Below are 20,938 nucleotides of genomic sequence, written 5' to 3' on the forward strand. Positions count from 1 at the left end.
ATATCAGATATTCCAAAAACTTGTTATACTAAAAAGAGTGAATAATGACAAAGATGTAGTGAAACGGATAAACACTATGACTAGATTAGGAGTAAAAAGATGAACAAGGTCAAGGAATGGATCATGACTATGATTGATCAGATTAAAAGAAAATCACATCAAACGGAAGATAGCGTAATATATGAGGATCCAGTTGATAGTAAACCCTCAAAAGAGGGTTGGATCGCAAAGTTTCAAAATTGGGTCATTATCTTTATGCGTGACCGTTATGGTAGATTTGACTCATTAAATCAATTCCTGTTAGCGTTAGGATTGATCATTTTTATGTTGAACATTAGGCATAATTTTTGGGTGGTTAATAGTATAGCAATGCTTATCATTATAGGCGCATACTATCGGTTTTTATCCAAGAATAGTTATCAACGAGTGAAAGAGGCAACAGCTTTTATTCGGTTCAAAAAAATGATCCAGTATAAGACCAAAATTCTTTTCAAAAGAATTAACGACTGGCGCCGATTTGCCTATTTTGAGTGTCCAGAATGCCATCAAAAATTGCGAGCTCCACGAGGAAAAGGAAATATAAAAGTGACTTGTTCTAACTGCCACCATCAATTTGTGACAAAAACATAATTATTCAAAATACTCTTGCGGACGACAATAAGGTCAGAGACGCAAGAGTATTTTTTTGATAGGGGTAGAAGCGATTAGTTCACTCAAAAGATATGATGCTGTAAAAGCAATCAAAAAACTCAACCACCAGCTCGAGATATCATGTAGTCTCAACCACTCAATGAAAATATAGTGTGTCAACATGATAACAAGACTATTTTGCCCCATGTGTGCTAAAAGTGTCAGCTCAAACGGTTCTAAAAAATGACATAGTTTGATGATTAAAACACTGATGGCGATGGGAATAACCAAAGATAAGACGATACTATTGGCGGTCAAAGCACGCATGTCGAATTGAAAATGATAAGGGGCAAGTAAGTCAAACAGTAAAAAAGCTAGGACGAATAAAGACAGCCAGGTTGCTAAAGAAGCATCTTTTTTCTTCAAAAAATCCTTTGAATAATAACCAAAGACAACATAAATCGTCGCGATAGGAACCAAGTTCAATGCCCATAAAATATTCGTATCTGCTAAGATGTCATTGATCTCATAGAAAGAAGCATAAGCAATCAGGGAGAGAATAATCACACCTTTTTTGGGCAGCCATTTGATCAAGAGAAAGAGTAGAAGTTGGGTAAAAAATAAAGTTGTGATAAACCAAAAGGCTGCTAGAACAGTAATATCAATATTTGTCCCAAATAAAAGACTGAAGAACCATGTGGGCAAGGCAGTAATGGATTCCCCACTGACCAACCAATACAATAGTATAGCGAGTATTCCAAATGAAAAGTAAGGATAAATTAAACTACGACACTTTCGTTTGAAGAAAGTGATAAAACTTTCATTGTCACGTAGCCGAAAAGTGAACCCACTTAATATAAAAAATAAGGGGACGTGAAACCAAAAAATATAATCTTTCATAGGAGGGGCAGTATGACCTAAAACTATAAACATAATCCCTAGGCCACGAGCGTAATCCAACCATCTATACCGCATCCAAATAACCTCCGACAACAGTGTCATTCTAGTAATGTCTCTCTAAAAGTATTGTACCTTAACTGAAGCAGGGATAGAACTGTTTAGAACTTATAGAGATTTCTAGAGAATTTTTGAGACTTTTAGAGAATTCTTGAGACTTCTCAAGAATTTCTGAGTGGTTAGAAATCCTAGTAAAGTAGATTGATTTAGAATAGAGAAGATATAGAGATTATCTATTAGAGAAAGCTATACTGATAGAGTGATACTGAGAGTGTTATACATGAGAGAGTTATACATGGGAGAAACTTATACATGACAAAAGGAGTTGTGATAAATGATATCACAACTCCTTATACAGTTATGGATTATAAGTCAGATGATTGAATATTAATCTTTATGCTCTCTTTCAACAAGAGTTACAAAGTATTCACGTGGTTCGATATCTGCTTCATGTTCATGCTTAACACGATTAACCAAATCATCAGGAAGTTGAGTAATCAAATCAGCCACTTTTAAGCCTAAAATCCGTTCAACATAACTGCCTAATTGAAGTAAAAAGAAAACTTGAGCTTCCTTATCGTAATCTTTTAAAATAGTGGCGATTGCTGGTTCATCAGAATTGATGATAGCCTCTTCGCCAACGCGGATGAGATGTTTGTACTCATTGTCATAAGTGTCGTTGGTTGTGTGCTTTAATGATAATAAGTCTGCAATTGTTTTCAAAACAGTTCCTCCTTTTAATTTTAAAGCGATTCACCTTTAACGCCTACCTTGATTATAAAGAATAGTATGCCACAATTAACAGTAATTAGCTTGATAGGTATTAAATTGGAAACGTAACCGTCTTCGGTGCCTTAAAGGTTTAATGAGCATTCTAAAACATCATGTCATAAAGAAATGTACTCAAAAAAAACACCCAGATAAATTCTTGGTGCAAAATGAAAAGTTTACTTATTGTCATAATAATAGATATAAATAAAGGAGAGTAGGGGATTCGAACCCCTGCGCGTATTTGATACGACTAACGCATTTCGAGTGCGTCCTCTTCAGCCGGGCTTGAGTAACTCTCCAAAGTATCACGTATATTGAGCTGTGAGGTCATTTCTCACAACAATTTAATTATAGAGATTTTAGACAGAAATTCAAGCATGACTTTGTGCTTGTTTTTAGTCATCTACTTGAAATAAGACGACTTCAATCACTGTGTTTGTTGGACCTAGGTTAATTATTATTGGGTTAATGGGGTGAAAAGCAATTAAGTTGAAACAACTAACTAATAGTTATATGCTAAGCTATAGATGTAGGTGAAGTGAAGATAAGTTCACTGAAAGCTGATAAATATTAGCGCGATAACTGGTTCGCGATAACATGTTAAGGTAAAAAATGTTTAGGACGAAAACGCAAGAAGATTATTTGGAGGGTTATGAGATGAAACTAACAATTTCTGACGAAGCAGTGAAATGGTACGAAAGTGAAATGGGAATAAGCCCGAGTAGAGGTGTTCGATTTTTAGGAAAAGTTTATGGGAAAAGTCCTATTCATGATGGCTTTTCGTTAGCGGTTGAAGTTTTTGAACCAAATGATCCTTTATTGATTCAATATCATGACGATATTCCTTTCTTTATTGAAAAGGCTGACGAATGGTTTTTTGAAGGTCATGATTTGGCAATCGAATTTGATGAAAAAAAACAAGAACCTGTCTATCATTATCTAAAAGACGGGAACGATTATAGTTTTTCAACTAAAAATTGAATAAGACTATATACGATTGGTACAAGTAGAGCGGGTAGCATATTTGCTACTCGTATTTTTTGTTCCCAAAGTAAGTTGAGAGCTAGTGCAGTGATTAAAGCAGAGCCAACTAATGAGAGGTCGCTAATTAATTGGGCGGTTAAGAATGGTGATAGCCAATAAGCTAGTAGTGTCAGGGTTCCTTGATAAACTCCGACTGGCAAGGCCGAAAAAAGGACCCCAATGCCCAAGCTTGCAGAAAGAACGATGCAAGTGATAAGGTCGAGTAGTGATTTTGAAAGTAACATTGCACTATCACCTGTCAAGCCATCTTGTAGAGAACCAATTACAGCCATTGCCCCTATACAGGTTATGAGCGTAGCCGAAACAAAGCCATCTATAAAAAGGTTATCTGAGTGGTCTAAATCTTTTCTAAAATAAATCATTTTTTGGCGAATAATGGTCCCTAATTTGGCCATCGTCAGATCAATTTGCCACCATTCACCTAAAAGTGTCCCGATAACTAAACTTAAGATAAGTAGCATGGTTCCTTGAGTATCGAACCTGCCGTTTGAAACACGCAACATCCGGACGATTACACCACTAATCCCTATGACTAAAAGTGCCACCCCGATGGCTGTCATAAGAGATTCTTGCAGTGTTTTTGAAAACCGGTCATTGATATAATAACCGATAATACTTCCAATGATGATAGCTGCCACGTTCACTATTGTTCCTAAACCAACCATTTTTTTCTCCCAAATTATTTTATTTCTTTGCAAGATAGGGGTATGACAAGGATAGTGTCATACCCCTATCTTCCTACAATCAGTCACGTAAGCGCTAAGAAATCAAGAAGAGTTGAATTTCGTCTAGAAGCAAGTTGTAGTTTCTTCTAATGTTTCCCCAATGGCTGCTAGACGATCTATTAGATCTTTTTGTGTTAACTGGTGTTTACTAACATAGCGATTATTTTTAGCAATTCGGCAGTCATGGCAGCAAGAGCCAAGATACTTATACTCGTTTTCAACGCTCGCTAATATTTGACGGTTACAAGCGGGGTTACCGCAATTAATATATCGTTCGCATGGTGTGCCGTCAAACCAATCTTTTCCTACGATAGTGTGCTCAACTCTATTGACAGGGACACTGATGCGTTCATCGAAAACGTACATTACACCGTCCCAGAGGTCACCTTTTGTCGTCTGATCTTGGCCGTAGTTTTCAATCCCCCCGTTTAACTGGGCAACGTCTGTATGGCCTTCTTTCAATAGCCAACCAGAAAATTTTTCACAGCGCACGCCTCCGGTACAGTAGGTGACAACACGTTTATTCATAAACTTTTCTTTATTGTCTTTGACCCATTGCGGTAGTTCGCGGAAGGAACGTATGTCTGGACGTACGGCTCCTTTAAAGTGGCCGAGATCATATTCATAGTCGTTACGGGCATCTATGACAACAGTGTCATCGTCTAAGAGTGCCTCACGAAATTCGCTTGGTGACAGGTGTTTTCCAGTTACTTCCAGCGGATCGATATCATCTTCAAGGTGAAGGGAAACGATTTCTGGTCTGTAACGGACAAACATTTTCTTGTGAGCATAATTAGCAACATCATTAATCTTGAACCATAGATCTTTAAAAATAGTCATGTCATGCAGGTGATCCATATACTGTTGTGTCACTTCTGTCGGTCCACTAACAGTACCATTGATACCTTCATCAGCTATGATGACTCTTCCTTTTAGGCCAATAGATTTACAATAGGCCAGTTCTTTCTGTGCTAATTCTTCAGCGTTCTCGATCGGAACGTATTTGTAATAGAGTAAAACGCGATAATCTGAGTTTGCAGTACTCATAATAGTGACCCCCTATAGTAATAAATTCACTGCTAATACTTTAAACGATTGTCGTCTTTATAGCAACAATGGGACTGTTTTCACAAACTGTTCTATCGGTTCTTTGCGACTGAGGGTGTTGAATGAGTGATTGGTGATGGTCTATTTTTTTGAGAATGGACGTTTTAGAGGGTCAAATGATGTCAATTATGAGAAGAAAAGCGCTTAATCTGTCCTATTTGGAGGTGAATCTTTTTACCCAAAATAGACTTTTTCCAATAGATAGCTCACCTCACACGAAAGCGAAGTGAGCGAAGTTTCTCTTTTTCGGTGTATAAAATATATTGTTCAGTAAAAAAAGTTCAAATTTATTAGAATAAGTGGTTTATTTCATCAAATTTTAATGTTATCATGTTCACCATATTAGGACAGTTCATGTCAGCATTTCGTAACAAGTAATGTGAGTTGGACACATTGAGTGCCCACTGGATGGATCTGCCTCTGATCAGCAAAAGAGAGGAAGGATAGAAAATGCAGAAAGTCGATTGGGATTGGGAAAATCTAGGATTTCAGTACCGTAGGTTGCCATTTAGATATTTGTCAGTACATAAGGATGGCGAGTGGCATGAAGGGGGATTAACGACAGATTCAACCTTACATATCAGTGAAGCATCTACAGCCCTCCATTATGGGCAAAACTGTTTTGAAGGAATGAAAGCCTATCAATGTAAAGATGGTAGTGTCAATTTATTTAGACCTGACCAAAACGCCAAACGATTAAAAGCTAGTTGTGAACGCTTGATGATGCCTGCATTCCCAGAAGATAAGTTTGTCGAGGCAGTTAAGGAAGTTGTAAATGCTAACGCTAAATATATTCCACCATACGGAACTGGCGCAACGTTATATATCCGTCCATTAGTGATCGGAGTCGGTGACACGATTGGTGTTTCCCCTGCCCCAGAATATATCTTTACGATATTTGCAACTCCAGTTGGCTCTTATTTCAAAGGTGGCATCAAACCTGCTAATTTCTGGATTACTGATTATGACAGAGCAGCTCCTAAAGGAACAGGTGCCGCTAAGGTTGGTGGGAATTATGGCGGTAGCTTAATTCCTGGGACTGAAGCTAAGAAACGTAATTTTGCTGATGCTGTTTATCTAGACCCAGCTACTCATTCGAAGATAGAAGAAGTTGGTTCGGCAAACTTCTTTGGTATTACTAAAGATAATCGATTTGCAACACCATTGTCACCATCAATTCTACCAAGTATCACTAAATATTCATTGTTATATCTTGCTAAACACAAACTCGGTTTAGAAACTTCAGAAGAACCCGTCTATTTAGATCAATTGGACGAATTCAAAGAAGTGGGAGCATGTGGAACAGCAGCAGTCATCACACCAGTTGGTGGTATGCAATATCATGACAAGTTCATCGAGTTTTACTCCGAAACAGAAGTAGGTCCAGTAACTCAAAAATTGTATGATCTTCTCGTAGGAATCCAATTTGGTGATGTCGAGGGACCAGAAGGTTGGATCCAAAAGGTTCCAATCACAGAAGCCTAAGCCTTTTTTTAGTTCTTTTAAGTGGAGAACGCTGTTTGATTTAAATTAGATCTGATTAGTGGCTATTGAGGACGAATCAGACCTAGTATGTGATGATATAAAAAAATCTCCTTTTTATGAGGAGATTTTTTTGACTCATTAGCCAAAAATAGCTAAAATAGCTAACAGTGTTATCTATCTGAAGAGGAGGAGAAAAGTTGGATTTTGCCGAATTGGCACGTGAGCTGATTGAACCGATGTATTTAGTGCATCGTGAAAAATCAGTGCGTCATATCAATCAGATGTCTCGAGGAGAAGAATATGTACTCTTACTATTGAAAGATAGTAAAGACTCTCTTTTTCCTCGGGAAATCAGTAAAATAATGGGAATCACCAGTGCTCGTGTTGCTGCGATTCTAAGAAGATTAGAAGAGAAGGGTCTAGTTACCCGTAAGGCTTCAACAACCGACCATCGGTGTACCAAAGTAATTATCACTGAAAAAGGAGATTCAGTGATTGCAGCTCAGCAGGATAAAGCTGTCGCCTATTTGACTAAGGTCTTGACACAATTAGGTCAAGAAGATGCTGTAAAATATACTGAAATCATGAAAAAAATATATCATAATAATAACGATATAGATAGAAAAGAGGCAAATAAATGACCCTGATATCTTTTTTGAAGAATCATGTTCGTTGGATCTTCGTTATCTTAGTGCTTTTAGTCTTTAGGGCATATGGTGAATTGGCATTACCAGGTTATACAAGTGACTTAGTAGACGTTGGAATCCAACAAAAAGGGATCGAGAGTCCAGCTCCAGAGATGCTTAGTCCAGAGACTTACAAAGCCATTGAAGTCTTATTAAAAGAGGATGACAAGAAGACGTTTGAACAATTCTATGAGTTAACTGGTGATAAATACAAATTGAATCGAAGCTTGACTGATGAAGAACAAGACACATTAGCAGCTATCACCAGGGGACCTCTAGCAGCCTTTATTACGATTCAACAAACGGCAGGACTTGATCAGGAAACTTTGATCCAAACGTTAGCATCAGATCAGCTACCATCAGAACAATTGGAACAATTTAAGGCCGTCACAACTGAGCAGACCAAAAAGTTGCCAGGAACAACACTTGATCAGATGGCCATTGCTAGTTTACAAACGGAATACAGTGATTTAGGGATTGACCTGGATCAAAAGCAAATGAATTATTTGATTGCTACAGGGGCTAAAATGATTGCCTTCACTATTGTGGCAACTTTGGCAGCTATTGGCGCTGGCTTTATCGCTGCTCGTGTTGCTGCTCGTATAGCTCAAGAGAAGCGGTCAGCATTATTGAAGAAAGTCTTGAATTTCTCTAATCAAGAAATGGACCAATATTCCACTGCTTCCTTAATCACACGATCAACGAATGATATTCAACAGATTCAAATGGCTACGACGATTGGATTAAGAATTGGTTTATTCTCACCAATCATGGCCATTAGTGGTATCGTCCAAGTTGCTACAACAAGAACTGGTATGAGTTGGATTATTATTGTTGCTGTAGCCGTTATAGGGACCTTTGTGGGAACCTTATTCAGTTTTGCAATGCCAAAATTTAGGATTATGCAAAAATTAATCGACCGAGTGAACTTAGTCAGTCGTGAGATTCTGACCGGGACACAAGTCATCCGTGTTTTTGCACGAGAAAAGCATGAAGAAGCTCGTTTTGATGAGGCTTCTACTGATTTGAAAAAGACGCAATTATTTACCAACCGTTTAATGACCCTGATGGAACCATTTATGATCTTTTCTATCAATGCAATCGTTTCTTTGATTGTCTGGACGGCAGCCAAGGGAATCGATTCTGGACAATTGCAAGTTGGTGAAATGATGGCGTTCATTACCTATACTATGATTATTACCCAGTCCTTTATGATGTTGACCATGATGTCCATCATGTTGCCTCGTGCAAATGTGTCTGCCGAAAGAATCCAAGAAGTCATCAATACAACCTATCATATTGTTGACAATCCAGATGGCAGTATCGATTACACTAGCTTAGTGGGAAGAGTGTCCTTTAATGATGTTTCCTTCAAGTTTCCCAATGCTTCTGAAAATACCTTATCTCATATTACGTTTACAGCTGAACCCGGAGAGACAACCGCTATAATCGGGAGTACCGGAAGTGGGAAATCTACAATCTTAAATCTTCTTGCTCGATTTTATGATGTCACTGAAGGATCGATTACCGTCGATAATAAAGATATTCGTGATATGAACCAATCCGAATTACGACGTATAGAGGGATATGTCCCACAGAAGGGAATTCTTTTTAGTGGAACAATTGCTGATAATATTACTTATGGTGGCGATGATATTCCAGAAGAGACAATGTTAGAAGCAGCACAAATTGCACAAGCAACTGGTTTTATTGAAGAAAAAGAAAAGCAATATGAGAGCCCAATCGCACAAGGCGGGTCTAATGTTTCAGGTGGACAAAAACAACGGCTTGCCATCGCAAGAGCTATCGCCAGAAATCCTAAGATCTATATGTTCGACGATAGTTTCTCCGCTCTTGATTACAAAACTGATGTAACTTTGCGAAGAGCTTTAAGCGAAAAAGTGGCAGATAAAACAGTCCTTATCGTTGCTCAACGAATCTCTACTGTATTACATGCCAACAAGATAATCGTATTGAATGAAGGGGAAATCGACGGCATTGGAACACATGAGGAGTTGTTGCGGACATCTAAGACCTATCTAGAGATCGCTGAAAGTCAACTCTCGCAAAAAGAATTAGGATTGGCAGGTGAAGACAATGAGTAAGACAAGCGATTCTAATAAAAAGGAAGTTAAACGTCCCGTTGGTGGTTCTCCAATGGCCGGTGAACGTCCAAAGGATTTCAAGAATAGCATTGGAAAGTTATTCCGATATATGATGGCTTTTAAATGGCACTTACTTATCGTTGTTATCGCTGCAATTGGTAGTACGGTCTTCGTTATTATTGGTCCACGTTTGATCAGTAGTGCTATCAATGAATTGTTCGATGGCTTAATCAAAAAGATATCTGGGCAAGGTGGTATCGATTTTAGTCGGGTTGGTCATCTGATTCTAATGACGCTTGGGTTATATGCTGTTGCAAGTGTCTTCAGTTTCATTCAAGGATGGATCATGACGAATGTGACCCAACAAGTCGTTTATAACCTCAGGCGTGATATGAGTGAGAAAATCAATCATGTGCCGATCAGCTACTTTGAAGGTAATTCAATCGGGGAGATTTTATCGCGGATCACAAACGATATCGATACTTTAGGTCAGTCATTGAACCAAAGTTTGAATACGACTGTTAGCAGTCTTACCATGATTATCGGGGTCGCAATCATGATGCTGTCAATTAGTCCGATGATGACCCTGATTACCCTGATTATTTTGCCGATATCAGTGTTGTTAGTTGGTATGGTCATGAAATTCAGTCAACGGTATTTCAGACAACAACAAAAGCATTTGGGTGTCGTTAATGGTCAGATTGAGGAGACTTTTGCTGGTCAACTGATTGTACGGGCTTATAATCGTGAGCAACATGTTATCAGTGATTTTGAAAAAGAAAACGGTCTTCTATATGAATCAGGTTGGAAGAGCCAATTTTTCTCAGGTCTACTGTGGCCTTTAATGACCTTCGTGGGCAACTTGGGATATGTGCTAGTTGTCATTGCCGGAAGTTACTTATCTATCCATGGAGCATTGACGATTGGTGATATTCAAGCCTTTGTTGTTTATATCAGAAACTTTACGCAACCAATCACTAACTTAGCTCAAGTCATCAATCAAGTCCAAAGTATGGCAGCAGCAGCTGAACGGGTATTCAATTTCTTAGAGATTGACAATGAAAGTGACAATGGCACGTTAGAAATCCCTGATAACCAAATCAAGGGTGAAGTCAGTTTTGAACATGTGAAATTCGGCTACGATCCTAACCAAACGATCATCAATGACTTTTCAATCGATGTGAAACCTGGTCAAAAAATAGCCATCGTTGGTCCTACTGGGGCTGGGAAGACGACGATTGTCAAGTTACTTCTTCGCTTTTATGATGTGGATTCGGGTACCATCAAGGTTGATGAGCATAATATCCAAGATTTTAAGCGGACGAACCTCAGACAGCACTTTGGGATGGTTCTTCAAGACACCTGGTTGTTTAATGGGTCAATCATGGAAAATCTCCGCTATGGTGATTTAAACGCCAGCGATGAAGAGGTCATTGAAGCTGCTAAAGCAGCCCATGTTGATCATTTTATCAAGACATTGCCGGATGGGTATGAGGCGCTGATGAATGAGAACAGCGATAACATTTCACAAGGACAAAAGCAGTTGTTAACCATAGCCCGTGCTATTTTAGCAGACAGACCGATTTTGATTTTAGACGAAGCAACTTCAAGTGTAGATACAAGAACAGAATCGTTAATCCAATCAGCTATGGACCATTTAATGGCAGGTAGGACGAGTTTCATTATTGCACATCGGTTGTCAACAATCAGAAATGCTGATACTATTCTTGTCATGAGAGATGGCGATATTGTGGAACAAGGTAACCATGAAGAGCTACTCGAAAAGAATGGCTTCTATGCAGATCTTTACAATAGTCAGTTTTCAGATGCAGCAGAGTAACTAGTAATAGATTGAGGAGTGACAATGGTGCACCAAGATTGGTTGATGCTAATTTTTGTAGGGGTATTAGGAGGATTGATCGTTCTAGTCTCTGAGGTTAGCGGGTTAGAACAAAATTACTTATTATGGAATCTGTTCCTTGCTTTGATCCCTTATTATGTTGCTCGGTTTAGAAGCGCGAGAGGTGAAAGGAAGAGGAGGGACTGGCAGAATCGTGTTCTAGAGGTTGTATGGCTTCTTTTCTATCCCAATGCTTTTTATATCGTGACAGATTTGATCCATATCCAAAATGATGTCTTTTATACGGTTTCAGAAACTGAAGCAAGTTATATAATGAGTTGGGTCATCTGGGCGCGCTTATTATTGCTATTTGCTACTGTATTTGTAGCCGTGATGTTGACCTACCATGCTTTTTACGAGATGCTTTTGATTTGGCAGCAACAGTTTAAAGGCTGGTGGGCGACGGTATTTTTCACCATTGGTATCAGTGTTTTGACTGGGGCAGGAATCGTGATGGGACGGTTTGATCGACTGAATAGTTGGGATATCATCCAACACCCTCTAACAGTCGTCACGATATTTTTACATAGCTTTATGCCAGATAGAATTATTTATACAGCTATGTTTGCCTTACTACACGCTGCATTAGTGATATTTTTAAGATTGATAGAAAAAAACCGCTTAGCTAAAAATAGCTAAGCGATTTTTTAGTTGGACAATCATAATAGACTAAGTTTTGTGATCTATACACTTCTAGTGTGATCTAAAGTGTGATCTTAATAGTGATGTCTTTGTGTTTCTTTGTGGCGCATGATTCGAGATAGGATAGGGTAAAGGATTGGGACGAGAATTGCTGTCAATATGGCAGAAGCAACGGTTGCACTCATGCTTGATACGGCAGTAGTGATGGCAACTGAGAGTGATGCTCCTATCATGAGTTGGGTCGCTGTATATTTAACAAATATAATGACAACTTTCGTGAATGCTGCAGCGATACCTGTTATGATCAGATGGCCTGGTGTGGGTGTTCCCTTGAGCACGACTTGGTAAACAAGATGAATGACTAAAATAACGATCAAAGATTCAAGCACGGTTACCCAAGCTACTGCCGCATAGCCGTTTAGTATGTCAAAAGCTGCTAGACCAATGACGGCTGCAATGGTTCCTCTTTTAGTCCCCAATAATAGAGCTCCGACGGCAACAAGGGCATTACCGATGTGTACAAAGGGAGCACCGATAAAACTAGGCAGGGGAATCCTGAAGAATGATATTCCTAAGAAAATCAATACGGCATATAGAGCAGTAACTACTATGTTGTAGGTTGAGTCAGATTGTTTTTGTTTCATAATTTCCTCCATAATTTGTCTTTGCTTGAGTTCAATAGAGTAACGAATTGTTCCTATAATAGCTAATAGCGGTCAAATGTTATAAAAAGCGTTAAGCATAAATTATTGATAGGGTTCGCTTACCTCTTCATTAATGGGAAATCGGCGATAGGGCAATAACTTTTGAAAGAGTGGCTCGTAAGTCAATCCTTCAAAAGGATCAGTTGTGAGTTGTAGGCTTTCTTTGATAAAGGCCATAGCTACTGGAATAGCGACCTCAAGGCTATAGTGATTGATTAAGAGTCCGAAAACAACTTGAGAGAAACAATCGCCTACGCCAACTGATTTTTGCATCACATAGTGTTCTCGAAACCGCTTGATAAGGGGTTGTTCACGTCCCTGTGAAATCACCCATACCTCGATAACACTCTCCTCAAGTTCAATCCCAGAAACGATCCATTTAGCTGATGGATTGAGCTCAAGTAGTTTTTGAGCTAGTTCTTTTAGAAAACTGACAGTGATTTTTTGAGAAAAAACAGGATAATCCGTATCAGTCAATAAACAGGCTTCAGTGATGTTAGGAGTCAAATAATCCGCTACTTTTGCTAATTGAACAAGAGCCTTTGCAAAATCTGTCTGAAAGTAGCGATAATAATGACCATTATCCCCAATGGTTGGGTCGAAATAGAGAGGCAATGGTTTTTCTTCTAGATACTTCGTGATGATTTCAGCTTGTTCGGCCGTTGGAACAAAGCCAACGACCACATGATCGACAGGATCGTTCAACTTTTTTGAATGGGCTAAGCTGGTTTTTAAGAGATCTGTTTCAACATAGAGTGTGCTGTCTTTATATCCCAAGTGAGTTGGTAAGACGCAAGTGGGTAATAAAGCAGTTTTTAACCCTAAGTAACTAAAGATGGGGTAAGTTACCCCTCCAGCGACTTTTCCAAATACGGGAAGGTCGTTGATTGCGAGAACATGTGTCATTTTTTATCACCTTTATAGTTATCTTGTATGAGTTCCTTATGGCCTAGTTCTAGTTCGTAAAAGCCTAGCCCTAGTTTGCTAGAGTAAAGTTTGGTAGTGGCAGTTCGATAGTGGTAAAAGCACTATAAATTAGTAAGAAAAACAGTCACTAGGGAAAACGATAGGAAAAATAGAGAAAAAACGTTGTGAGATTATTTTCATATCACGCTAGTATGTCGCTATTGTACAATACGAGTTTTCTAATATCAATTTAAAATAAATCTCATCAACATCTCATAATAGTGTTGACATTAAGTGGGAGATATTATATTATTTTGGCAACAAGTTTGAAGGAGAGGAGAACACCACATGGATTTTGCTACTGTGACATTATACTGGCAACGCACATAGTCTGGTTGTTCTCGCACATGTTGATCAACGTGTAGAAACAACCAATTCCGTTTAGGTAGAGGGAGTTTCTATGTGGTGATCCAGAAATAGGACATTTTTCCTATGATTGACCGCATAGTAAGTGCGGCATTTTTTGTTCAGTCGCACAAGTCGTGCGGCTTTTTCTTTTGCTTAAATGGCGGATAAATCTTGAAATGAGAAGCAGTAAAAAGATGAATCATCATTAAAAAAGTTGAAGTGTCATTATAAAAATAATAGACATAATAGAAGAGGAGCTCAAAAAATGAAAATCGATATTAAAAAGATAGTTATAGGCTTAGTAATTCTAGGATTGGTAATCAGTTTTCCATTTCTTTTCAATAATGCCAAACAGGGTAAAGATACCGATGCAACTTCTAAAGGAGATACGACAGAAACAGCAAGTGATGACGATAAGAGCGAGGATGAACAGGTGCAAATTGGGATTCTTCAACTAGTGAGTCATCCAGCTCTCGATGCTATTGCTCAAGGTATTTATGATGGTTTAGCAGAAGCAGGATATAAAAACGGCGAGAAGGCCTCAATCGATTTGGAAAATGCGCAAGGGGATCAAGGTAATTTGGCAACGATGACGCAAACGTTGATTGCGAAAGATCCAGATGTTTTAGTCGGAATCACGACACCAGCGGCACAAACCTTAGCCAATGCTGAAAAAACAACGCCTGTGATTATGAGTGCAGTCACTTATCCTGAAGAAGCTGGTCTAGTAGCTTCAGAGAATAAACCAGGAGGCAATGTCACAGGTGTTAGTGACCGTACGCCTGTTAAAGAACAAATTGCTCAAATTAAAGAAGTTTTACCAGATGCTGAAACAATTGGTGTTTTATACACTGCGAGTGAAGATAATGCGGCTACGCAAGCAAAAGAAGCTGAGCAAGCGATAGAAGAACTCGGACTCAAATCAGAAACTAAAACAGTCTCGAATACGACTGATCTTCAACAAATTTCCGAACAGTTAGCTAGTCAAGTCGATGCTATATATGTACCCATTGATAATGGTATCGCATCAGCTATGGTCACCTTGGTTAATGTAACTGATAGCTATAAAATACCAGTATTCCCGTCTGCTGACACAATGGTTAAAGATGGTGGTTTTATGGGATTAGGGGTTGACCAATATGGTGTTGGAAAGCAAACGGCTGAAGTTATTGTTGATATATTAAAGGGAGAAAAACCAAGTGACTACCCTATCAAAATAACAACTGCCACCACTACTTACGTCAATGAAGAGAAAGCAAAGGAACTCGGTATCACTATTCCAGATGACCTATTAAAGGATGCTGAGATTGTAGTACCGAGTGAAGAGGGAGGAAATTAAAGATGTCATTACTCATATCTGCCGTTGTTCAAGGGATTTTATGGAGTGTCGTATCTTTAGGTTTGTTTATCACTTTTAGAATCTTGAATATTGCCGATATGACGACGGAAGGTTCCTTCCCACTTGGTGCAGCTGTTGCTGTACAAGCTATTATCCATGGGTATTCGCCTATCATCGCATTAGTTTTAGCTTTTTTGAGTGGACTGCTAGCAGGAGCATTGACTGGATTCTTGATTGCCATCTGTCGTATTCCGAGTTTATTAGCTGGGATACTCAGCATGACGGCAATGTATTCTATCAATTTAAGAGTATTGAATCGACCAAACCAAAATTTGTTGAGTCATAGAACAATCATTGATCTAGTCAGCGACTCTCCTAATTTTAAACAATATGCTTCGCTTTGGGTCGGTATACTCCTGACATTGGTCGTGGTAGTCGGTATGGATTGGTTTTTCAAGACTGAGTTAGGGCAAGCTATCATTGCAACAGGTGACAATAATCGAATGGCACGCTCTTTTGGAGTTGATACGAAAAAAATGACTGTTATTGGAATAATGCTCGCAAATGGTTTAATCAGTATGGGTGGTGGCTTGATTGCTCAGTACAATGGTTATGCGGATGTCAATATGGGAATCGGTACGATTGTAGTTGGTTTAGCCGCTATCATCATTGGCGAGATTCTGTTTCAGAATGTCAGCTTCATAATTCGCTTAACCTGTGTGATTGTTGGCGCCATCATCTACCGGTTGTTACTAGTGGTCGTCATCACAAGTGATATTCTGGAGGCAAATGACTTCAAGTTGTTCTCTGCTCTCATCATCGCTGTTTGTTTGACCTTGCCCACTATTAGTCAAAAATTGCACTTACCCCAGTTATTTAGAAAGTCAGGTGACAAATGATGGACCAATTTATTGTGATTGATGATTTTTGCAAAACGTTTGGTAAGGGAACCGTCAAAGAAAACAAGGTCCTATCCCATATTTCCTTTGGTCTTGATAAGGCTGATTTTGGGGTGATCGTCGGTGGCAACGGTGCAGGAAAATCAACACTACTGAATAGCCTAGCAGGAGAACTTAAATTAGATAGCGGGAAATTAATGATAGACAAACAAGACATCACTCAAACGGATACGACCAAGAGATCTGTTTTTATCTCAAGGGTTTTTCAGGATCCTACACTTGGCACTGCGCCACGAATGACGATTGCACAAAACTTGGCATTAGCTTATAAGAGAGGACAAAAAAGAGGCTTTAAGCCTTCCGTAAAGAAGGACGACCTACCACTGTTCAAGAAACGGTTGAAACAACTTGATTTGGGGTTAGAGGACCGTCTTGATGCCGATATGGATTCATTGTCAGGAGGCCAACGACAAGCAGTGTCTCTTGTCATGGCAACGCTGACTAAGCCAGACTTATTACTGCTAGATGAACATACAGCTGCACTTGACCCACATACCCAGCGGTTAGTGATGCAACTGACAGATCAATTGGTGAGAGAATATGGGATCACGACCTTGATGATAACCCATAGCTTGAGTGATGCGGTCGCTTATGGCGATAAATTATTTATCTTGAACCACGGTGAATTGGTCAAAATAGTCGATCGTGAGAGTAAGAAAAGTTTAACAATTGATAATTTATTTCATAGCATGGGAACATTATAGGTTAATGTGCTAAAATGGTAACAAAGCTACGATAGGAGGAATTTGTTACCGTGACTGAATTTAAAGATCTGCTTACAAAATATGCCCATTTGTTGATAGAAAAGGGGTTAAATGTCCAAACCGGTGAAACGGTTGGGATAACGATAGCGAGTGATCAGTATGAACTTGGTCGTCTTCTAACTAAAGTTGCCTACGAAAGAGGGGCAGCTGAAGTAATTGTTTCTTATACTGATGATGTGATTTCGCATCAAACCTTTTTATATGGTGAGAAAGAACGGGTGACACAACCTGCAACATATGAATTAGAAAAAATGCGCTACTTGCTCGAAAAAAGAGCAAGTCGTTTGAGTGTGGTTAGCAGTGATCCAGATGCTTTAAAAGGTGTTTCTCATGACGTTTTATCAGAAGCCATGAAGAACAGGGGCAAGGCATTCAAACCAATGAGTCAGGCTGTTCAAAGCAACGAGATCAGCTGGACAGTAGCGGCAGCCGCTGGAGAAAAATGGGCTCAAAAAGTGTTCCCAGATCTTCCAAGCGATCAAGCGGTTGATCGGTTGTGGCAAGAGATATTTAAAACATGCCGAATCTATACTGAAGATCCCATCAAGGCTTGGGATGAGCATGAACATAACTTGGTCACAAAAGCTGATATATTGAATGACACACAGTTTGACGGATTACACTATGTCGCACCCGGTACTGATTTCAAAGTTGGCCTTCCAAAGAACCATGTTTGGGAAGCTGCAGGGTCCACTAGTAGACAAGGCGTTCGCTTTATTGCCAATATGCCTACTGAAGAAGTGTTCACTGCACCAGATCATAGAAGAGCTGAGGGTTATATTTCAAGTACCCGTCCATTAAGTTATTCAGGTAACATTATCGAAGGTATGCACTTTACCTTTAAAGATGGCAAAGTTGTTGATGTAACGGCAGACAAGGGTGAAGAAACAATCAGAAGACTTGTTTTTGAAACAAAAGGGGCAAACGGTCTAGGAGAAGTCGCTTTGGTAAGTGATCCATCTCCAATCTCTCAATCGGGTATCGTGTTCTTTAATACTTTATTTGATGAGAATGCCTCTAACCATTTAGCTCTAGGGTCTGCTTATGCAACAAGTGTAGTGGGCGGTGCAGATTTAACCGATGATGAACTAGAAGAAGTAGGCTTAAACCGATCGGATGCGCACGTCGATTTCATGGTGGGTTCAAGTAAAATGGATGTTTATGGTATAACAAAAGATGGTAAAGAAGTCCCTATTTTCAAGCAAGGTGACTGGGCAATCTGATAAAGGAGCTTTTGATATAACAATGAAAAAGGATCCTAAAAAGCCAAAAGACCTTTTTAATCAGATGGAAAGTGATGTTTCAGAGCTACAAGCTAAACTAGCTAAAGAATTACGTCATAACAGTTGGTTATCGATAGCTTTGATCGTATTGTTCCTCTTTATGATCGTCTTTGTGGTGGGTGTATTGAATCAAGAACCTGCAGTTGATCCATCAAAGGGATCGACTAATATCATCTATACTGAAGAATTTCAAGAACTCAAAAAACAAGTAGAGACGCAAAAACAAGCTATTGAACGTCTACAAGAAGACATTGATGAATTAAAAGAGACGAAGGAGTAATATCTGATGACAAATGCATTGATCGTTTATACCTCTTTGACCGGTAATACGGAAGAGATTGCTGATATCTTAGCAGAATCTTTAAAAGATTTAGGGGTAGATGTGACGGTAAAAAATTGTATAGAAGCCGATCCAGCTGATTACTTGGATTATGATATTTGTTTAGTCGGAACCTATACTTATGGGACTGATGGTGACTTACCCGATGAGATCGTTGATTTTTATGAGGATTTAGCAGATGAAGATCTATCTGGGAAAGTCTTTGGAGCCTTTGGGTCAGGGGACACTTTTTATGAAAAGTTTTGTCAATCAGCACTTGATTTTGATGAGCAATTTGAAAAAACAGGTGCAATCCGTGGGAGCAAACCAGTTCTAGTTGATCTTAATGCTGAGGAAGAAGATGTACTAGCTATCGAAAAGTTTGCAAAGGAAGTTTTGACCAAAGCAGAGGAGTCTTAGTGTTATGGTAATAGAACCAAAACAAGAAGAGTTATTGCTAAAACTACATAGAATCTCAAGCCAGGTCAAAAAACAAGAGCAGCGGATAGAACAATGCGAACAAGCTTACCGGAGTGCACGCGCTAATGCCAAGCGGGAGAAAGCTGATATTAGGCGGCTAAAACAATCGACGGTGCTATCTTTTGTGACAAAACGGTTTGGGAGTTATCACTATCATCTGACAAAGCAGACTGAAGAATACAAAGAAGCAGCTGCTAAAACGGCGCATTTGAAGCAGAAACTTCATCGACTTCAAGCAGAGTATCGCAATTTGTCGAAAGAACAGGTAGAATTAGAGCAAGACTATCAAGAGATTCGTGATGAGTTGGCTTTGGCAACGATTGGTCAAACGGAGAATTTTTTGAATGATGCTGCATTAGACCCTAAAGAACGTGATGTGTTGAAAGATATCTATGAAGCATTAAGAATGGGAGATATCGTATACGACGAGTTACTTCAAATGATTGATTATTTGATGGGGTTGAGACGACAACACAAATTCATATTGGCAAATCGTTATACCAAAAACAGCAGTACATACGAGGAACTCGGTCAAAGCATCAAACCTTTGAAAGAACATTTGTTGTTATTTGACCAGGAATTGAATGATTTTGACCAGTTATCAATTTTAGTGACTGATCATCATGGTGCTGAGGAAATTTCTGAGGCAGTGAATGATGTTGAACAATTGATAATCAATAAGGCTAGTGTAGAGGACATTTATGAGCAACTACATGAGGTTCAAAGTAGAGTACACCGTATTTTACTAGACCTTGAGACACAAAAGAACAACATGGAATTAGCGTTGATGCGCTAGGTAAGGACCTGAGGGGGATTAAGGTGGAGAATAAGAGTACGATCAGAAAAATGGATATCATAACAGAGGTACTAAATGCTAGTACTCATGGTATTGGCGTGATATTAGGTATCGTTGGGCTTGTTTTATTAATTTATAAAAACGTCGTTTCGGGATCTTCGAATTATTTGGTCGCTAATATTATTTTTGGGGTTTGCTTTATAGCATTGTTTCTTTTTTCAACACTGTATCACTCATTGAGCTTTACGAGAGCACGGAAAGTGATGAGACGATTTGATCATAGTGCGATTTTTTTGATGATAGCAGGGTCTTATACACCATATTGTCTGATTAGTTTGAATACTGATGCTTCAAGATGGTTTTTGGTGGGTATTTGGACACTAGCGATTGTTGGAATCGTGATCAAGAATTTTATTATGAATGCTCCTGCTTGGGTATCGGCTGCCATTTACTTGGTAATGGGGTGGATGTCAGTGATTATGCTACATTCATTGACGCAGTCTATTGCGACCTTGCCGATCATTCTGCTGATTGCAGGTGGTGTGACTTATAGCGTAGGAACGATTTTCTACTGTATGAAAAAATGGCCAATGATGCATGTTATTTGGCATTTATTTGTCTTAGCTGGCGCAGTTTTGATTTATATCTCGATATATACTATTCAATAAAAGGGTTGTTCGCTAAGCGGTTAACTTCGAGCCATAAGGAGTTCTATCTGAAAATAAGTTCTTAAATTTTCAAGATAGAAGGACTTATGGATGAAGAAGTTGCTTAGCGAACACCGACTATAGGGTTGTTCGCTAAGCGGTTAACTTCAAGAAAAAAGGATATATCTCATCGTAGAGGTATATCCTTTTTTTATCCTACGAATTATACTACAAGACACTAATTAAGTGCACACTAAATAAACCAAAAACCGTATTTATTA

At 39.0% G+C, this 20,938-nt stretch carries 21 protein-coding genes and 1 tRNA gene; 15 read left to right on the forward strand and 7 right to left on the reverse strand.

Annotation, left to right across the window (positions count from 1 at the left end; translation table 11 throughout):
* Positions 1-99: 99 nt before the first annotated feature.
* Entirely contained in the window at positions 100-630 is a 531-nt protein-coding gene (locus H541_RS0102650; RefSeq protein WP_022795801.1) for a zinc ribbon domain-containing protein, read from the forward strand.
* Between the two features lie 33 nt (positions 631-663).
* On the opposite strand, the gene H541_RS0102655 is transcribed toward H541_RS0102650, so the two are convergent.
* The 3 genes from H541_RS0102655 to H541_RS0102665 all read right to left on the reverse strand — a co-directional run bounded on the left by H541_RS0102655 (position 664) and on the right by H541_RS0102665 (position 2,657).
* On the reverse strand, positions 664-1,605 hold the full coding sequence (locus H541_RS0102655) for an acyltransferase family protein (protein WP_022795802.1): 942 nt from the start codon (positions 1,603-1,605) through the stop codon (positions 664-666).
* A gap of 369 nt (positions 1,606-1,974) precedes the next feature.
* Positions 1,975-2,310: a hypothetical protein gene (locus H541_RS0102660; protein ID WP_022795803.1), complete on the reverse strand. Its 336-nt coding sequence runs from the start codon at positions 2,308-2,310 to the stop codon at positions 1,975-1,977.
* A 256-nt stretch (positions 2,311-2,566) separates the two neighbouring features.
* Positions 2,567-2,657, reverse strand: a tRNA-Ser gene (locus H541_RS0102665).
* Between the two features lie 358 nt (positions 2,658-3,015).
* Here H541_RS0102665 and H541_RS0102670 point away from each other — a divergent pair.
* Positions 3,016-3,339, forward strand: coding sequence for a HesB/YadR/YfhF family protein (locus H541_RS0102670; protein WP_022795804.1), 324 nt, complete (start codon positions 3,016-3,018; stop codon positions 3,337-3,339).
* On the opposite strand, the gene H541_RS0102675 is transcribed toward H541_RS0102670, so the two are convergent.
* Both H541_RS0102675 and trhO read right to left on the reverse strand, forming a co-directional pair.
* Complete coding sequence (locus H541_RS0102675) at positions 3,315-4,067, reverse strand: DUF554 domain-containing protein (protein WP_022795805.1); 753 nt, start codon at positions 4,065-4,067, stop codon at positions 3,315-3,317. The two genes, H541_RS0102670 and H541_RS0102675, sit on opposite strands and share 25 nt — an antisense overlap.
* 123 nt (positions 4,068-4,190) lie before the next feature.
* Positions 4,191-5,174 (reverse strand): oxygen-dependent tRNA uridine(34) hydroxylase TrhO, encoded by a 984-nt coding sequence (gene trhO / locus H541_RS0102680; RefSeq protein WP_022795806.1) that lies wholly within the window; start codon positions 5,172-5,174, stop codon positions 4,191-4,193.
* A 510-nt stretch (positions 5,175-5,684) separates the two neighbouring features.
* On the opposite strand from trhO, the gene H541_RS0102685 reads away from it, so the two are divergent.
* From H541_RS0102685 to H541_RS0102705, 5 genes are all read left to right on the forward strand, one after another.
* Entirely contained in the window at positions 5,685-6,719 is a 1,035-nt protein-coding gene (locus tag H541_RS0102685) for a branched-chain amino acid aminotransferase (protein WP_022795807.1), read from the forward strand.
* A gap of 197 nt (positions 6,720-6,916) precedes the next feature.
* Positions 6,917-7,360, forward strand: a complete 444-nt coding sequence (locus H541_RS0102690; protein WP_022795808.1) for a MarR family winged helix-turn-helix transcriptional regulator — start codon at positions 6,917-6,919, stop codon at positions 7,358-7,360.
* Positions 7,357-9,510: an ABC transporter ATP-binding protein gene (locus H541_RS0102695; RefSeq protein WP_022795809.1), complete on the forward strand. Its 2,154-nt coding sequence runs from the start codon at positions 7,357-7,359 to the stop codon at positions 9,508-9,510. The genes H541_RS0102690 and H541_RS0102695 overlap by 4 nt, the downstream gene beginning before the upstream one ends.
* Positions 9,503-11,350 (forward strand): ABC transporter ATP-binding protein, encoded by a 1,848-nt coding sequence (locus tag H541_RS0102700; RefSeq protein ID WP_022795810.1) that lies wholly within the window; start codon positions 9,503-9,505, stop codon positions 11,348-11,350. Before H541_RS0102695 ends, H541_RS0102700 begins: the two co-directional genes overlap by 8 nt.
* Before the next feature lie 24 nt (positions 11,351-11,374).
* Complete coding sequence (locus H541_RS0102705; protein ID WP_022795811.1) at positions 11,375-12,049, forward strand: DUF1361 domain-containing protein; 675 nt, start codon at positions 11,375-11,377, stop codon at positions 12,047-12,049.
* 77 nt (positions 12,050-12,126) lie between these two features.
* Here H541_RS0102705 and H541_RS0102710 read toward each other — a convergent pair whose 3' ends face one another.
* Complete coding sequence (locus H541_RS0102710; protein ID WP_022795812.1) at positions 12,127-12,696, reverse strand: ECF transporter S component; 570 nt, start codon at positions 12,694-12,696, stop codon at positions 12,127-12,129.
* 102 nt (positions 12,697-12,798) lie between these two features.
* The gene (locus H541_RS0102715) at positions 12,799-13,662 is read right to left on the reverse strand and encodes a bifunctional hydroxymethylpyrimidine kinase/phosphomethylpyrimidine kinase (protein ID WP_022795813.1); all 864 of its coding nucleotides are present in this window, start codon (positions 13,660-13,662) and stop codon (positions 12,799-12,801) included.
* Between the two features lie 673 nt (positions 13,663-14,335).
* Between H541_RS0102715 and trpX the strand changes: the two genes are divergently transcribed.
* Genes trpX through trhA form a run of 8 tightly spaced genes read left to right on the forward strand, consistent with a single transcriptional unit; the run spans position 14,336 to position 20,678 of the window.
* On the forward strand, positions 14,336-15,409 hold the full coding sequence (trpX, locus tag H541_RS0102720; RefSeq protein ID WP_022795814.1) for a tryptophan ABC transporter substrate-binding protein: 1,074 nt from the start codon (positions 14,336-14,338) through the stop codon (positions 15,407-15,409).
* A gap of 2 nt (positions 15,410-15,411) precedes the next feature.
* A complete protein-coding gene (locus H541_RS0102725; protein WP_022795815.1) occupies positions 15,412-16,308 on the forward strand; it encodes an ABC transporter permease in 897 nt (298 codons plus the stop codon).
* Complete coding sequence (locus tag H541_RS11370) at positions 16,308-17,072, forward strand: ABC transporter ATP-binding protein (protein WP_022795816.1); 765 nt, start codon at positions 16,308-16,310, stop codon at positions 17,070-17,072. Before H541_RS0102725 ends, H541_RS11370 begins: the two co-directional genes overlap by 1 nt.
* A 50-nt stretch (positions 17,073-17,122) precedes the next feature.
* The gene (locus H541_RS0102735; RefSeq protein WP_022795817.1) at positions 17,123-18,355 is read left to right on the forward strand and encodes an aminopeptidase; all 1,233 of its coding nucleotides are present in this window, start codon (positions 17,123-17,125) and stop codon (positions 18,353-18,355) included.
* Between the two features lie 22 nt (positions 18,356-18,377).
* Positions 18,378-18,695: a hypothetical protein gene (locus tag H541_RS0102740; protein WP_022795818.1), complete on the forward strand. Its 318-nt coding sequence runs from the start codon at positions 18,378-18,380 to the stop codon at positions 18,693-18,695.
* Between the two features lie 6 nt (positions 18,696-18,701).
* Positions 18,702-19,154, forward strand: a complete 453-nt coding sequence (locus H541_RS0102745; protein WP_022795819.1) for a flavodoxin — start codon at positions 18,702-18,704, stop codon at positions 19,152-19,154.
* A gap of 4 nt (positions 19,155-19,158) precedes the next feature.
* A complete protein-coding gene (locus H541_RS0102750) occupies positions 19,159-20,010 on the forward strand; it encodes a hypothetical protein (protein WP_022795820.1) in 852 nt (283 codons plus the stop codon).
* Positions 20,011-20,033: 23 nt separating this feature from the next.
* Positions 20,034-20,678, forward strand: a complete 645-nt coding sequence (gene trhA / locus H541_RS0102755) for a PAQR family membrane homeostasis protein TrhA (protein WP_022795821.1) — start codon at positions 20,034-20,036, stop codon at positions 20,676-20,678.
* Positions 20,679-20,938: the final 260 nt, after the last annotated feature.

Source organism: Bavariicoccus seileri WCC 4188, from assembly GCF_000421665.1.
In the GTDB taxonomy this organism is placed as follows: Bacteria; Bacillota; Bacilli; order Lactobacillales; family Aerococcaceae; genus Bavariicoccus; species Bavariicoccus seileri.